Here is a 14,893-nt window from a genome sequence, read left to right as displayed (position 1 = left end):
CCCAGCAAAATTTAAGCTTATACTTCCACTATTTTAATAGCTCCTTAAAGAAACGATACAATATTGCAGGACCATTTTCGGGGTCATATATAAACCCATGTGAGCCTTTCTCTATTGTTTCGAACTTCCATCCAACCGCCTTCTTTTTATTTGCATTATAAATGCTTATAACCTCGTCGTATTTGAATACTTCATCGTCTTTAGAATGGATGGTATAAAGTGGGTGACTGTTGCTAATATTAGCGAAATCGATCTCCTCTATTTTCAACACCGGGTTTGCGCCAAAGGCATAAAAGGCTTTAAAAGGTGTATCTTTTTGAGAGGCAAACCAGAAGGTGGCAGTACCACCATTCGACATTCCACCAAGATATATCCTGGACGTATCTACGTTATATATTCCTTCTGTTTCTTTTAAGATGGTAAAGATATTTTCAAATGCTTTTTTCTGGTTCATCCAGCCAAAATCTTTTTTTGCGAAAGGATAAATGATAATGGCATTGAACGCTTCGCCAATAGAAAATATTGGCTCTGTTGCGACATCTGGATTTTTATAGTAATAATCTTGCACACTATTCACGCCTCCATGCAGGAAGACTATTGTGGTGGAAGGCTTGACAGGATCATAACTGTTAGGTACATATACCACAAATGGCACCTGTTGATCATCTACCTGTGTAAAATACAAGGCATATCCCTGCGGGGCATGCTGGTAAGGTTGTTGTGGTGGCAGCTGATGCGCTGTAATAGCTTTATTCCAGGCGTCAACAGCTGCTTTTTTATCTGCTTCCTTTTCTGCCAGCCGTTCCTTCATTCTCTTCAAAATGGATTTAAACGCTTCAGTATCAGCAATAGATCTAAATGACTCGTTGGTTTCCAGGTAGGTAATTTCTTCCTCGCTTTTTCCCAAACCAGCTTCAAAGCTTTTTTGCAGCCATTGCAGCGCAAGCGGTTTAGCATTGCAATTGGCGGCAGCACTAACGCCGCCTATGTAGTCGTACGGCCCAGGAGCGACCTTTATGGCGAATGCTGCTTTGAAGTCGGTGAGTGCGGCACAGTAATCTTTTCTATTTAAATTGCTGGCGGCACTTGCTCTCAGCTGTTCAAAAGATTGTGAAAATCCGAGATTACAAAACAATAGCAATGGTATTACCAGAAATTTCATTGAAAGAATTTTCTAAATAAAATACCATTCGTTTTTAATTCTTCCAAGTAATTCTTGCTAGTGATAGGTAGAGAGTTAATACCTATCTATCTTATGTGGGAGCAGGAAATGGGGTAGGAAAACTTACCATTATTATGAAAAAGCGGTAACCTGGATATTAATAAATTGTTTTGACTATCATTGTACTATAAACGTAATCCCGATTCAAAATGAAAAATGCCATATTCATTTCATTTAGCGTATTCACCATCACTATTGCGCAACTCTTTAGCACTCCTGTCTCCGCACAGGCCACAGTAGCGGCATTACCTGTAAAGAAAATAGACAACGATACCTTATTAGCGGCTTACAAGCAATCAATCAGCGACGCAACTCATGGGCAGTACCTGGATGCATCCTTTGGCCTTCTCAAAAGATTAGGGGTTGAAAGCGCAGATCAAATTGATGATCAGGATGTTGTTGATCAATGGATCCAGGTTATGTCCACCATGACGGGAATATCAGTCTTCAACAAGGCGAAGGGGGCGGACTTTCAAGTACCTAAAGACCAAATTGCCGATTTGCAATCATCAAAAGGTATTTCAGCTATCGACGAAATTATCAAGCGCGCACGTAATACGAGTATCGTTATTCTTGATGAAAACCACCTGGACCCACGTGGTCGTGCTTTCGGCCTCGAAGTGGCGCGTGCATTAAAGCCACTTGGGTATACGATCCTCGCTGTAGAAGCACTCAAGGCTTCTGCAGATGACCAGGAAGAGCATCGCAAAATGGATCAACTGATGGCTGATGGCATGGTTCGAGGCGCAGGAGACTTCTACAGTGGCTATTATTTTGATGATCCTGTATTTGCAGATTTCATGAGACAATCGTTGGCGATCGGATACCGGCCAGTGTCTTACGAAATAGCGGGTCGTGGATATACGAATGAAGACCGTGAACTGGCACAGGCTGAAAACATTATTCGTCGTGGGATAAAAGCATTTCCTGGTGGCAAAATCCTTATTTATGCCGGCGAGCATCATGTTGCTGAAAACGCCATTGCAAGCGAAGAAAAGCCATACCAGAAAATGGCGGCTATCCTAAAAGAAAAAACTGGCATTGATCCTTTGACAATTGATCAGGCGGGATTGTCGTATATCCCTATGAACCGACCGGATGTGGACTTATACAAAATTGCCGCTTCGAAGGCTTCTCATAAATCTGTTGTATTATTCAACCAGGGTAAGCCCTTTACAACTGGGCTTTTGGCTGGCGCCATAGATCTGCAAGTAGTTCATCCTCCTGTCAAAATGGTAAATGGACGACCTGATTGGATGCTGAAAATGAATCGCAAACCTACTCCTATCCCACTTAATCTCTTGCCGCAAACTGGTATCAGACTGATACAGGCTTTTATTGCAGATGCAGCTACAGATGCTCGTCCGATAGACCAGGTACTGGTTACAGCGGGCAAAACACCACCTGTTTTGATGCTCCCCGATGCTAAAATTCGTTATGCTACACAGGACTTATAGTCTAGCTGTTAGCAACGCATGTTCTATATATGACTCAAGTAATCAAAAGGAGATCTTCATTTCAGGAGCTCCTTTTGATTACTTGAGAAGTTCCGCTGAAGAGGAGTTATACCGCACAATTCTTCCTACTAGGAAAATTCAACATTTCGCGAGTGTCGAGCTGTAAGTATACAATTCTTTTAATTACAGGTCAGATGCTAATGAAAACTATCATTTCTGATGCCGTTGAAGAAGTAAACCCAGATTTTATTGTATCTTATTATGAAAACGATATTACTTATCCTTTTAGTGGTTGTCGTTTTCATAAAACTCCAAATAATTTACGTTAATCTCTCATCTTAAGTAATACGCTATGAAATCTATTAAAATCTTATTCCTTTCTTGTATTTCTTTATTTTTACTATCGTTTTCCTCAAAACTTTCTGCACAAAAGATAAAGCGGCTGGATGGCTCTTCGATCCGTATTGAGCAATTAGACCATACCATAAAAGAACTTATGGATACCGCCAAAGTAACAGGGTTATCTATTGCAGTATTCAATAAAGATAAACCTGTCTATATTAAAAGTTATGGCTATGCCGACCTGTCAGCACAAAAAAAGATGGACACTGGCACCATTTACTGGAGCTGTTCTTTGAGCAAAGCAGTGTTTGCCTATATTGTTTTAAAAATGGTAGACAAAGGTGTTATTAACCTTGATACCCCATTAGTCCAGTATCTGAAGAAGCCATTGTATGAATATGTTTTCAAGAAGAAAACCCGCGGCTACCAGGACATTAAAGAGGACAAAAGATACGAAAAGATTACAGCAAGAATGTGCCTGAACCATACAACAGGGCTACCAAATTACAGGGGGCTAGAAACCGATGGGAAACTGAGGATTAAATATGATCCTGGAACCCGGTATAGCTATTCAGGTGAAGGAATGTATCTGTTGCAGTTTGTACTGGAGCAAATTACAGGCAAAGATTTCGAGGTTATTGCACAGGAAGAAGCCTTCCATCCTTTAGCAATGAAAAATAGCAGCTATATATGGCAGGATGTTTTTGATAAAGACTATTGTATCGGGCATGATTCATTACAGAAACCTTATGAATTCGACAAAAGAACACTCCCTCACTCCGCCGGATCGATGTATACTACTATAAACGATTTTTCAACTTTCTTCACCGCCTTATTACAGAAAAAAGGGCTCTCCCAAAAGAGTAGCCATGAAATGTTTTCCCCACAGGTGCCTATTCTTTCCAAGCAACAATTTGGGCCTAATGCTTCAGTAGATGACAAAACAATTGCCAATACCAAGATATTCTATGGATTAGGAGTAGGCTTACTTAAAACACCCTATGGAAATGCTTTCTTTAAAGAAGGCCATAGTGAAGGTTGGGGACATTATGCTATCGGATTTCCGGAAAAAGGTATTGGCATCATTATTATGACTAACAGCGATAATGGGGAAAGTATTTATAAATCCTTGATGGAAACGGCAATTGCTAACGTATATACACCTTGGTATTGGGAAAATTATACACCATTCGATCAGAAGTAAAATTGTATCAAAATCATTTGTGATAAAACAGTAAAACAAAAAAAGAGATCCTCATATGATGATCTCTTTTTTTGCGAAAAGTTAGGGGTTGAAAACCTTTAAGGAAGCCCAGTTGGGGGGATATTATACTTATCCCTATAGGCAACAGGTGTAAGATCGGTGACCTTCTTAAATGCATCACGGAAACTTTGTGTATCCATATATCCTACTGCCACCATAACCTCCGTAACAGATCTGCGTCCTGTTTCCAAAAGTTTTTTGGCAGCTTCTATTTTGATACGCTGTATATATTCCGCAACGGTAAGATGTGTTGCCTTCAGAAACCTACGCTCAAACGTTCTTCTTACTATGTGATATTTTTCGGCGAGATCACTAACAGTTAGCTTGTCTGTAAAATTTTGTTCAATAAAAGTCTGGATTTCTTTGATCAGTTCATCATCGTGTTTTTTATATCCTTTAAACACTACAAAGGGCGTCTGATTTACCTTGTTGATGTCCACTACGAATTGCTTAGCAACTTGTATTGCTATCTGCCTGTCCGTAAACTTTTCAATAAGGTATAAAAGTAAACTCCAGTAAGCATTGTTACCTCCGCTTGAGTATAGTCCTTTGTCGGCCGTAAAAATTTTATCTTCCACCAGGTGAACTGCCGGGTAATAGCTTCTAAACTCGTTCGCATAATCCCAGTGTGTGCTACATTGTTTATTTTTAAGTAACCCGCTAAAGGCCAGTAAAAATGCACCTACACAAAAACTCGCGACTTCCGCGCCATTTTTATATTGTTTGGCTATCCATCCTGCATAAACCTTGTTTAAATACGTAGCGCCAATCATATCACCTGACATCGGTGGTATTATGATCAGATCATGTCGTTGCTCATCATAAATTTTCCCATCCGGCTTGATAGTAAACAAGCCATCGCTCAATTGCACATCCTCTCCCAGTCCAATCAGGGAAATTCGAAAGAGTTCCGGTCTCCCCATCTGTTTTAGCAAACTGTTAGTGTAGGTAAACACGTCATGCGCATCAGTAATTGCTGCTAAAACCGCACGTTTTAGCGTGAGTATAGATATCTGGATCATGCGGCAAATATAGAAACTACAATTGTCGCATTGACCTTCTATACTATGTCGTATTTACCCGTCACTACCTTGGTGGAACGCATTTACCTTTGCTAAACAATTATACCATTTAATTTTTCATTCATTATGATAGGCACAAATACCTATTTGCATTTTACAGGCAATGCCCAGGAGGCATTTGATTTTTACAAATCAGTTTTTGGGGGTGAATTCAAAAATATCCAGCATTACAAAGCCCTGGACAGCGGAAAAAAAATGTCGCCGGAAGACCGGGAAAAACTCATCCACATTACATTACAGATTGCAGACAATATCAGTATAATGGCGTCTGATGTACTGGATTCAATGGAAATTCCTTTTAATGCAGGAAACAATTTTCACATCTGTATGCATACAGAAAATGAACAGGAAGCCGATCGGCTGTTTGAGGCACTTTCTACTGAAGGGACAATAGAGATGCCGTTAAACAAAACATTCTGGGGAGCCTACTTTGGAATGTGCCGTGATAAATTTGGCATTCAATGGATGATCAATTTCGATAATCAGCCCGCCAGGTAAGGTTTCAAAACAATTAAAATAAAAAATCTAAACACTAATGAAAATGATCATAAAAATAATAGTTGTCATAATTGCCATTGTTTCTGTATCCCTGGTTATTGCCATGTTTTCGAAAAACAAGTATACCTTAACCCGTGAAATCATCATCAACAGATCTGCTGATAATGTATCCGACTATGTCAGGTACTTAAAGAACCAGCCACAATACAATAAATGGCTGATGCTTGACCCCAACACAAAAATTAGCTATAAAGGAGCACCAGATGGAATGCCAGGTAGTATACTCCTGTTTGAAAGCAGTAATAGTAAAACAGGTAAAGGTGAATTTGAAATTAAAAAAGTAGCACGTGACAGGATTGATTTTGAGATTCGCTTCAAGGCTTTTACCGCCAATGGATATATGGCCGTAACAGCGCTGTCTCCCAATTCAAGCAAACTGACATGGGTATATAACAGTGGAATGAACTGGCCTGTGAATTTCATGCTGCTGTTTATGGATATGGATAAAATCATCGGTACCGATATTGCAGAAAGCCTGAATAATATGAAGCACCAGCTGGAATTGTAAGGTACCTGCCACTAGAATCAGCGCCAGTTAGCTTCAATAGAAAAAGGTCAGATTATATCTCTTATGAAGATATAGTCTGACCTTTTTGAAATAGATCCTCTTCCCGTTAATCATTTGGGACTGACCTAAAACAAAAAAGGAGATCATCGTATGATGATCTCCTTTTGCTTGCGGAGAGTCAGGGATTCGAACCCCGGGACCTGTTACAGTCAACAGTTTTCAAGACTGCCGCAATCGACCGCTCTGCCAACTCTCCAGTGGACTACAAAAGTATAAAACCTATTGATTATAAAAAATTTTCCACCATTTTTTTTAAATATTTTTTTGACGTATAATCATGCGTGCGCGCGGAAATACATCATCCCGACTTATGTGCACCCTTCTTATGCAAGGTTCTTACCAGCCATGGCAACGTTAAACCTTGTCCTAGCAAGGTTATCAGCACAGCCACCACAGAGATAAATATAATGATGTCCCGCTCAGGAAATGGCGTACCGTCATTTAATGTACGAGGCAAACCCAATGCCACTGCCAAGGAAACAATCCCACGCATGCCCGCCCAGGTAATGATCAGACTCGTTTTAAAATCCAATAAAGCCGCTTCAGTTACCCGCTTATCATTCTTTTGAAAAGCCCGCTGCAAATTCACCTTTTGCAAAAACACCCTCAACATCCTGATCACAATCGCCACAATCACCGCCAGCAGCGCATATAAGACATATACCCAAACATGCGCAGCATCAATTCCCTTCAAGACATACGGAAATTCTAAGCCTATAAAAATAAACATCAGCCCATTTAACAGGAAAATGATGATATCCCAGATAGATTTAGATTGCTGCTTTACATGCTCAGGAAAAATCTTCTTACTAAATCTTGCAATCATCAAACCCAATACCACCACAGCTATTACGCCCGAAACATGGAATTCTTCAGCCAGCAGATATGCAATGAAAGGCATCAACAGCATCAGGCTGATTGATACCATATAGTTTTGCTTGAAGCGCGTCAGGAGGAAAGCAAGTATCCACCCCATCACCACGCCTACTCCAAAACCGCCCGCCAGCACTACCAAAAATTCCAGCGAGGCTTTCCAAAATACAAACGCAGTACCCGTTACAGCCGCCACAGCAAAGCGATACGCCACCAACGCTGAAGCATCATTCACTAAACTCTCCCCTTCCAATATCGTAAGCGTCTTATGCGAAAGGCCCAGCCCTTTGGTTACTGAAGTAGCCGCCACAGCATCTGTAGCAGATAATATCGCGCCTAATACAAACGCCAGTGGCCAAGTCATACCTGGAATAATATAATGCGCCATCACCGCAATGCCAGTAGCAGTAAGAAATACAAGAGATATCGCCAAAGTGCCGATCGTATTCATATTCGTCTTGAACTCATCAAACCGGATGTTAAACGCCGCATCATATAACAATGGAGGTAAAAATAATAAGAACACCACCTCAGGGTTCAACGCTATCTCAGGCAAGCTGGGAATAAAGCCCACCGCTATCCCCACAACAATCAGTACAACAGGAACGGGTATACGTATTTTCTCCGCTATCGCAGAAAATATGATCATTACCCCTAAAAGAAACAAAACAATACTGTAATTATCCATGCTGACTTTCTTATATTTTAAATTTATACTTTCGTGAGATGACCAACATATGCCAGGCATTCGAAGATAATGGTTTCGCTATCATTCCCGGTATCTATGACAATGAAACCATCAACCGTATTATTAGTACCATTAAGGCCGCAGACAGTACCAGTTCTGCTTTCCGCCGCTCTGCAGACCTCTTCGCCATACGCCGTTTCCTTCACGAAGTACCGGAAGTATTACCCCTTTTGCTCAACGAAAATATGAAACGGTTAATAGCCGAAATAATCCATCCTGATTACTTTATTGTAAAAAGTATCTATTTCGATAAACCCGCCGGCTCCAACTGGTACGTAAGCTATCACCAAGATCTTACCATCTCTGTCAATGACAAACAAGAACTTCCCGGCTTCGGCCCCTGGACGGTAAAACCAAACCAGTTCGCGGTACAGCCCCCAATAAAATACCTGGAAAACATCGTTACTTTTCGTATACACCTCGACGATACCACCGCCAACAACGGCGCTTTACGCGTCATCCCAGGATCTCATAAAAAAGAAATCCAACGCCCGGAGCTGATAGACTGGGCCTCAACTGAAGAAACCAGCTGCGAAGTTCCAGCCGGAGGCGTCATGCTCATGAAACCATTACTGCTGCATAGCTCTGGCCGTACCACCAACGAACAGCAACGCAGGGTAATTCATATTGAATGTGCAAGTATCCAACTGCCCAACAGCATTCAATGGGCGGAAAAACTAAGCCTACAGTAACTTATAGGTCTTTTCGCCAGCCCTAAACACCGACCTGCATAGAGACGCAGGGCCGTCAAATCTATACTGCACGCCCACAATAGCTGATGGCGGAGATTGAATATCCAACTCTCCTGCCAATTTACCATTCACATTAAATCTTATCTTTTTACCACTAGCTATAACTGCTAAATTTGTCCATTGATGAAGATCGCAACCAAATCCTGAAAGGTCGGCACTACTGCTGTTCACCTCCGTGCCACCACCTACCAGCGCCAGATCTCCAATACAGCCCTTCGCACTAAGCGGCACCACAATTACATCATTTTCACATAACAATAACACGCTTATACGTTGACAAGCAGCACTGCCCTCACTGAAATCACTTTTGACCGTTGTCTCAAAACTAAACGCATCATTCATCACTCCTGGCAGTTGCTGTACATTATAGATACGTATATCCGGTAACGTTGGTTGTAATGGGATTTTATAGGTCTCCAACAAAGCGCTGGAAACCGTAATCAGACTATCACGCTGGTATTCCGACTTCTTAAAATATACCGGCACTTCCTGCTGGGCCTGTAATGCCAGCCACCCATCAGAATTGATGATAAGATCATGATGCTTTACTTCTTTATCGCCCACCAATAACCTCGCTCTGAAAAAACCAGGGTAATAGTAAATAGTAGAATACGCACTTTTCTGCTTGTCTACCTGCCGCCGCCTACTGATATCCCAGGACTGCGCAATAAAAACTGAATCATCGCCGGCAGCTGTGGCGTTGTAGTTAAACACTACCGAATTAGGCACGCCGGCGGTCAGCACTTTGCTGCTGCTAAATGCATACGAGGACGTATCCACCGAGGACGCCTTGCCTGCACCAGGCCTTTTCACCCATGCCACCAATATTATCAAAGCCAACAAGGCTACTCCTGCCCAGATATACCAGTTGCTTTTCTTGCGAGTGGGTTGCTCCTCCTTTACCTCAGTGGTTACAGCCACTTCCGGCACAATAACGGATTGACGGAATGTCTGCCAGTCGGCGTAGCCAACATACTGCGCTAAGGTATTCAATGTCGTTACTGCCGGCGCACTGTTATATTTCACCCTGCCGAATACACGCTTTAAAGTGGTCACACTCAGCAGCACTCCTGTCACCTCCTCTATGGAAACACTCAGTTTTTCATAGTCATAGTTCGTCCAAGACAGGTTTTCTCCCCTGCCCAAACGACTTGTCACTAAGTCTTTACATCTATTTATATAATATAAATTATCTATATTACTCATTGATCTTTAAATAAATACAAACTTGAACAGGATTGAACCAACTTGTTTCGTGTATGACATGCCATTAAGGTAAGTAATATTCAGATTTGGTGCAGTTAACATTTTAAAAGCTGACATCATATGAAAAGAAAATTCAGCGGCATCCTACTGAGTGGTTTATTACTGAGTGCCACCTTCGTACATGCCCAACAGAAAAAGGAAACCAAAGTGCCTATGACAGCAGCCAGCTGGCAATTCGAGGCAGGCGATGCCGACTTCACCACAGACAATGGTCAAACTGTATTAAAGCTACTCAAAAGCAAAGGTATTGCTACGGTAAAAAACCTGGACTTCTCTACAGGCATTATCAGCTATGATATTAAGCCAATAGATTCCTTTTTTACCGGCTGCAGCTTCCGGAAGATGTCTCAAAAAGAATCCGAGTACTTTTACCTACGCACAGAAAACGCCGGCGACCCGGATGCCTCCACAGCCGTACAGTACGCGCCCATCATCGACGGCATTAATCTCTGGGACCTGATGCCCGAATACCAGGGCGCGGCCAACTTTACCCACAGCTGGAATCATATTAAACTAGTGGTGTCCAAAAAGCAATTGCGTGTATTCGTGAACGATATGGCAAAGCCCACCCTTATCATTCCACAACTGGAAGGCACTACCACTCATGGCAGCATCGCTTTCGAAGGACAAGCACTGATCAACAACCTGACCATTACTACTGGCAATCCGGAAAACCTGGCGGATGAACCGGAAGCAGATATTACGTGTAATGATCCCCGTTATATACGCAACTGGGAGGTATTGAAAGACTACAAATACACCGGCACCGTGGACTTCGATAAAGCCTGGATACCAGACACCAATGCCGTTTGGGAAAAAATCACTGCAGAAAGAAAAGGCATGATCAACTTAACGCGTAAATATGGCGGCAACTTCACCAGGAAGATCACCTGGCTGAAAACTACCATCACTGCTGAAAAAGACTGCATCAAAAACTTACGCCTCGGCTTCAGCGATGATATCTGGCTATATGTAAATAAACAATTGGTTTATCTTGATAAAAATACATATTTCACGCCTATCATGAAAGTACCGAGAGGTCGTATCAGTCTGGATAATGGTGGCACCATCATCCCACTGAAAGCCGGCATCAACGAGGTTTTGATCGGACTTGCAAATAACTTTTATGGCTGGGCACTTATCGCCAGATTAGATGATACGGAAGGCATACATCTGATCAGATAGTTTTTTTGGCAAAGTACGCCTTCGGCATGCTCGCAAAGCAGCATAAGGAGCGAAGCAGCAAAGGTTTATGTCATGTTGATAAAGTAGTATTTAAATTACCTTTTTATAAAAACAAAACATAGCTCTTTGCTGCTTCGCTCCTTATGCTGCTTTGCGTGAAAACAAAAGACAGCGGGCGTTCTTTGCCAGAAAAAAATTAAATTGTGGTATGTATAATAAAGAAAATTTTTACATCCTTACCGGAGGCCCCGGCTCAGGGAAAAGCACGTTGCTACTGGATCTACGCCAGCGCGGCTACGATGTGGTACAGGAAGCCGGCCGAAAAGTAATCCGTGAACAGATCCAGCACAATGGCAATGCGCTACCCTGGGGAGATACGGCAGCCTATTCACAGCTGATGCTCAAACAGGCTACCAGAGACTATAAGCGCTACATTACCACTACGAACACCTGCTTCTTCGACAGAGGCGTTCCTGATGTATTAGGTTATGTATCCTTGATCAAAGGCCCATCCATAGAGGTTTACCAGGAAGCGGCCGAAAGTTATAAATACAATGCTGATGTATTTATGCTTCCACCATGGGCAGAGATTTATGAAAAAGATGCGGAGCGTAAGCAGGATTTTCAGGTAGCTGTTGATACCTATGAGCAGATGAAAAAAACGTATAGTAGTCTAGGTTATAACCTCATTGAAGTGCCCAAAGACGTGGTAGCAGCCCGTTCCACCTTTATTCTCAACTACCTCTACGAAAAGGACAGCAACTATTAACCCTACAGCAAATGCTGTAGTTTGTCCAACACCTGGTTCAGGTTAATTCCTTTTCCCAGCACCCCTTTTAACAGATCGCCTTTTGCCGCGAGCCTGGCTGCCATCGTATTGATATTAAAGTCCTTCATGTTTAGTCCTGCCTTTACCTCCTTCCAGTTAAGCGGTGCTGAAATAGTAGCACCAGGCTTGGGCCTTAAAGAATAAGCCACCGCCATCGTTTGTATCTGGCGGTTTTGCAGGAAATCCAGGTATATCAGACCTTTACGTTTAGCAGGAGTACGAACAGTACTTGTAGTATCTGGCAATCGCTTATTGACCACGCCCACCACCAGCTGCGCCAACATCCTCGACTGATCATAGCTATACCTGGCACCCAACGGGATCAAAATATGCATGCCAGAAGAGCCGGAGGTTTTCACGTAAGATTCAGCACCTATTTCGTCCAGCACTTCCTTTACTGCCAGCGCTGTTTCCACCACCTGACCAAATGGATTCTTATCAGGATCTAAATCTATCAGGCAGTAGTCAGGATTATCCGGCTTACTGACGCGGCTATGCCAGGGATTCAGCTCAATACAGCCCAGGTTAGCCATGTACAACAATGTAGCTTTGTCTTTACAAACCAGGAAATATTTCGTTTCTCCATCTGATTCACTTAAATAAGGAAACGTCTCTATCCAATCAGCCACCTTATCTTCTACATTTTTCTGGTAGAAGTGAAAGCCATTGATACCTTCCGGGAAGCGGTTGAGCGACTGTGGCCGGTCTTTGAGGTAAGGTAAAATATAATCCGCAACGGCCGCGTAATAGTTGATCATATCTCCTTTAGTGATTTTTTCTACCGGCCAATACATTTTATCTAAGTTGGTAAATTTCAGCAAACGTCCATCTACCTTCATTTCTACGGCTGTTTCTCCTGCAGGCAGGAAAGCGTTGTTGTTACTGTTTTTTTTAGATGTACTTGCAGCCTTTTTATTTGTTGTAGTTGGTTTTATTTTTTCGGGAGATGTAGCAGTCGTTTTTTTAGTATTGGAGATTTTTTTTTCTGGCGCTGCTTTTTTAGCAGCGGCTTTTTTAGTGGGTGCTTTCTTTGCGGTGCTGGTCTTCGTTTTCGCAGTTGTTGTTGCCATATTCGAAGATTTTTTAGAAGTAGTTAATTTATTTGCAGGCGCTGTTACTACTTTCTCATTTTTTTCTGTTGTTGCTTTTTTATCTTCTCTCAATCCCTGGAAGATGGGTTGTCGTAAAATTCCTTCTTGAGTGATCTCTGCATATTTAACAGCGCATACCAATTCGGGTTTCATCCATGTTACCGGCATATTGGTAACAGGCACAGGTTTAAAAGGAGAATGATCTGTTACTAGTGGCTGAAACTTTGCATAGAGTTCACGCAGTTGCACATCGGAGAAGCCGCCGCCGGTATGACCAATATACTGAAGTTTACTGCCTTTATATTTACCGAGTACGATGGCGCCGAAATATTTTCTACTATTACGTCCTTTCGTATAGCCACATATAACGGCCTCCATAAACTGGTTATTCTTTATTTTTAGCCAGCTATCTGTTCGCCTGCCGGAAATGTAAGCCCCGTCTGTCTTTTTTGCCATAACACCTTCCAATCCACGCTTCACGGCCGCCTCATAAAAGGCGGTACCATTTTCAATGATATGGTCACTAAACCTGATGGTGTCATCATTGGAGGGCAATAACTGACGGAGAAGCTCTTTCCTCGCGATCAGCGGTTCTTGTCGCAGGTCGCGGCCTTCATACCATAACAAGTCAAAAACATAGTATACAATTTGCGTGCTGCTACCAAATTTCAGGTAGTTCTGCAAACGTTGAAAGTCGGGGTCGCCATGTTCGTTTGGTGCTACTATTTCGCCATCTACCACTGCCTTTATATTCCATTCTTTCAACGCTGCTGTAATTACAGGAAACTTTTTATCGAAGCTGAGTTGATTACGCGATACAATATGGGCTTTATTTTTATCCAGATAACCAATGGCGCGGTAGCCATCCCATTTAATTTCGTATAGCCAGTCGGCGTTATCAAACGATTTATTGGCAAGCGTTGCCAGCATGGGTTTTACACCTTCCGGCATAGCTGCCTTTTTTCCCAGGATGGGCACTGATGGTTCTTTTTTCCTGGCAGCAACTTTAGGTGCATGCTTTTTTGCTGTTGTTTTTTTAGGTGAAGACTCCCATACACGTTCCGGGGATTTTTTTACCTGCAACAATGTTTTCCCGCTGGTAACAGATTTATTTTTTTTCAGCACATCGGTAGTAGTTGCAAACTCATCCTTCATTTTCATCAGCAGCCAGGCGTTATCGCCTCTGGCAGGGGCTTTCACGAGTACAAATTCTCCTTTGAGTTTTTCTCCATGTAGAAAAAATTTCAGTTTACCACTATGTAGTTCATGTAATAATGCTTTCTCTGCGGCCTTTTTATTTTTTGTGGGAACGTCGGGTTCGTACCAGCCCTGATCCCATACGATAACGGTACCGGCACCGTAGTTGCCAGGAGGGATGATGCCTTCAAAGTCTTTGTAATCGTAGGGATGGTCTTCCACCATCATGGCGAGGTGCTTAATTTGCGGGTCCATGCTGGGGCCTTTGGGTACCGCCCAGCTCTTCAGTACGCCTCTCATTTCGAGGCGGAAATCATAATGCAGATGTGAGGCGGCATGTTGCTGCACCACGAAGTGCAATACTGCGCTCTCACTGCGGCCACCGGTAGGTTCCGGTGTAGCCTTAAACGTCCTCTTCTCGCGGTATCTGGCTAAACTCATACGTCAAGCTTCTACCTA

The 14,893-nt window shown here is 42.5% G+C and carries 12 protein-coding genes and 1 tRNA gene; 7 read left to right on the top strand and 6 right to left on the bottom strand.

Annotated elements, in window-relative coordinates:
- Nucleotides 1-28: 28 nt before the first annotated feature.
- The gene (locus tag ACE38W_RS01260; RefSeq protein ID WP_375828405.1) at nt 29-1,162 is read right to left on the bottom strand and encodes a dienelactone hydrolase family protein; all 1,134 of its coding nucleotides are present in this window, start codon (nt 1,160-1,162) and stop codon (nt 29-31) included.
- A gap of 209 nt (nt 1,163-1,371) precedes the next feature.
- Between ACE38W_RS01260 and ACE38W_RS01255 the strand changes: the two genes are divergently transcribed.
- Nucleotides 1,372-2,679: a hypothetical protein gene (locus tag ACE38W_RS01255; RefSeq protein WP_375828404.1), complete on the top strand. Its 1,308-nt coding sequence runs from the start codon at nt 1,372-1,374 to the stop codon at nt 2,677-2,679.
- A gap of 352 nt (nt 2,680-3,031) precedes the next feature.
- Nucleotides 3,032-4,225 (top strand): serine hydrolase domain-containing protein, encoded by a 1,194-nt coding sequence (locus tag ACE38W_RS01250; protein WP_375828403.1) that lies wholly within the window; start codon nt 3,032-3,034, stop codon nt 4,223-4,225.
- 98 nt (nt 4,226-4,323) lie between these two features.
- Here ACE38W_RS01250 and ACE38W_RS01245 read toward each other — a convergent pair whose 3' ends face one another.
- Nucleotides 4,324-5,307 carry a GlxA family transcriptional regulator gene (locus tag ACE38W_RS01245; RefSeq protein WP_375828402.1) on the bottom strand — a complete coding sequence of 328 codons (984 nt, stop codon included), beginning with the start codon at nt 5,305-5,307 and terminating at the stop codon, nt 4,324-4,326.
- A 126-nt stretch (nt 5,308-5,433) separates the two neighbouring features.
- Here ACE38W_RS01245 and ACE38W_RS01240 point away from each other — a divergent pair, with 126 nt between their 5' ends.
- Both ACE38W_RS01240 and ACE38W_RS01235 read left to right on the top strand, forming a co-directional pair.
- Nucleotides 5,434-5,865 (top strand): VOC family protein, encoded by a 432-nt coding sequence (locus ACE38W_RS01240; RefSeq protein WP_375828401.1) that lies wholly within the window; start codon nt 5,434-5,436, stop codon nt 5,863-5,865.
- 37 nt (nt 5,866-5,902) lie between these two features.
- A complete protein-coding gene (locus tag ACE38W_RS01235; RefSeq protein ID WP_375828400.1) occupies nt 5,903-6,433 on the top strand; it encodes an SRPBCC family protein in 531 nt (176 codons plus the stop codon).
- A gap of 171 nt (nt 6,434-6,604) precedes the next feature.
- On the opposite strand, the gene ACE38W_RS01230 is transcribed toward ACE38W_RS01235, so the two are convergent.
- Nucleotides 6,605-6,689 (bottom strand) — tRNA-Ser (locus tag ACE38W_RS01230).
- A gap of 102 nt (nt 6,690-6,791) precedes the next feature.
- Nucleotides 6,792-8,054: a Na+/H+ antiporter gene (locus ACE38W_RS01225; protein ID WP_375828399.1), complete on the bottom strand. Its 1,263-nt coding sequence runs from the start codon at nt 8,052-8,054 to the stop codon at nt 6,792-6,794.
- A gap of 38 nt (nt 8,055-8,092) precedes the next feature.
- On the opposite strand from ACE38W_RS01225, the gene ACE38W_RS01220 reads away from it, so the two are divergent.
- Entirely contained in the window at nt 8,093-8,806 is a 714-nt protein-coding gene (locus tag ACE38W_RS01220; RefSeq protein ID WP_375828398.1) for a phytanoyl-CoA dioxygenase family protein, read from the top strand.
- On the opposite strand, the gene ACE38W_RS01215 is transcribed toward ACE38W_RS01220, so the two are convergent.
- Nucleotides 8,798-10,024, bottom strand: a complete 1,227-nt coding sequence (locus tag ACE38W_RS01215) for a hypothetical protein (RefSeq protein ID WP_375828397.1) — start codon at nt 10,022-10,024, stop codon at nt 8,798-8,800. The genes ACE38W_RS01220 and ACE38W_RS01215 overlap by 9 nt on opposite strands.
- A gap of 168 nt (nt 10,025-10,192) precedes the next feature.
- Between ACE38W_RS01215 and ACE38W_RS01210 the strand changes: the two genes are divergently transcribed.
- Complete coding sequence (locus ACE38W_RS01210; RefSeq protein ID WP_375828396.1) at nt 10,193-11,317, top strand: hypothetical protein; 1,125 nt, start codon at nt 10,193-10,195, stop codon at nt 11,315-11,317.
- A gap of 208 nt (nt 11,318-11,525) precedes the next feature.
- On the top strand, nt 11,526-12,086 hold the full coding sequence (locus ACE38W_RS01205) for an AAA family ATPase (protein ID WP_375828395.1): 561 nt from the start codon (nt 11,526-11,528) through the stop codon (nt 12,084-12,086).
- Nucleotides 12,087-12,088: 2 nt separating this feature from the next.
- Here ACE38W_RS01205 and ligD read toward each other — a convergent pair whose 3' ends face one another.
- Nucleotides 12,089-14,875 carry a non-homologous end-joining DNA ligase gene (gene ligD / locus ACE38W_RS01200; protein WP_375828394.1) on the bottom strand — a complete coding sequence of 929 codons (2,787 nt, stop codon included), beginning with the start codon at nt 14,873-14,875 and terminating at the stop codon, nt 12,089-12,091.
- Nucleotides 14,876-14,893: the final 18 nt, after the last annotated feature.

The organism is Chitinophaga sp. Hz27, from assembly GCF_042263525.1.
Lineage (GTDB): Bacteria > Bacteroidota > Bacteroidia > Chitinophagales > Chitinophagaceae > Chitinophaga.
Note: the sequence above shows the minus strand (reverse complement) of the source record. Positions and strands in the feature narration are given on the sequence as shown.

What these genes read in the sequence shown, in the direction of transcription:
- ACE38W_RS01220 (WP_375828398.1), top strand. Translation starts at nt 8,093, where the DNA reads ATGACCAACATATGCCAGGCATTCGAAGATAATGGTTTCGCTATCATT.
- ACE38W_RS01210 (WP_375828396.1), top strand. Translation starts at nt 10,193, where the DNA reads ATGAAAAGAAAATTCAGCGGCATCCTACTGAGTGGTTTATTACTGAGT.
- ACE38W_RS01205 (WP_375828395.1), top strand. Translation starts at nt 11,526, where the DNA reads ATGTATAATAAAGAAAATTTTTACATCCTTACCGGAGGCCCCGGCTCA.
- ACE38W_RS01255 (WP_375828404.1), top strand. Translation starts at nt 1,372, where the DNA reads ATGAAAAATGCCATATTCATTTCATTTAGCGTATTCACCATCACTATT.
- ACE38W_RS01225 (WP_375828399.1), bottom strand. Translation starts at nt 8,054, where the DNA reads ATGGATAATTACAGTATTGTTTTGTTTCTTTTAGGGGTAATGATCATA.
- ACE38W_RS01260 (WP_375828405.1), bottom strand. Translation starts at nt 1,162, where the DNA reads ATGAAATTTCTGGTAATACCATTGCTATTGTTTTGTAATCTCGGATTT.
- ACE38W_RS01250 (WP_375828403.1), top strand. Translation starts at nt 3,032, where the DNA reads ATGAAATCTATTAAAATCTTATTCCTTTCTTGTATTTCTTTATTTTTA.
- ACE38W_RS01245 (WP_375828402.1), bottom strand. Translation starts at nt 5,307, where the DNA reads ATGATCCAGATATCTATACTCACGCTAAAACGTGCGGTTTTAGCAGCA.
- ACE38W_RS01240 (WP_375828401.1), top strand. Translation starts at nt 5,434, where the DNA reads ATGATAGGCACAAATACCTATTTGCATTTTACAGGCAATGCCCAGGAG.
- ACE38W_RS01235 (WP_375828400.1), top strand. Translation starts at nt 5,903, where the DNA reads ATGAAAATGATCATAAAAATAATAGTTGTCATAATTGCCATTGTTTCT.
- ligD (WP_375828394.1), bottom strand. Translation starts at nt 14,875, where the DNA reads ATGAGTTTAGCCAGATACCGCGAGAAGAGGACGTTTAAGGCTACACCG.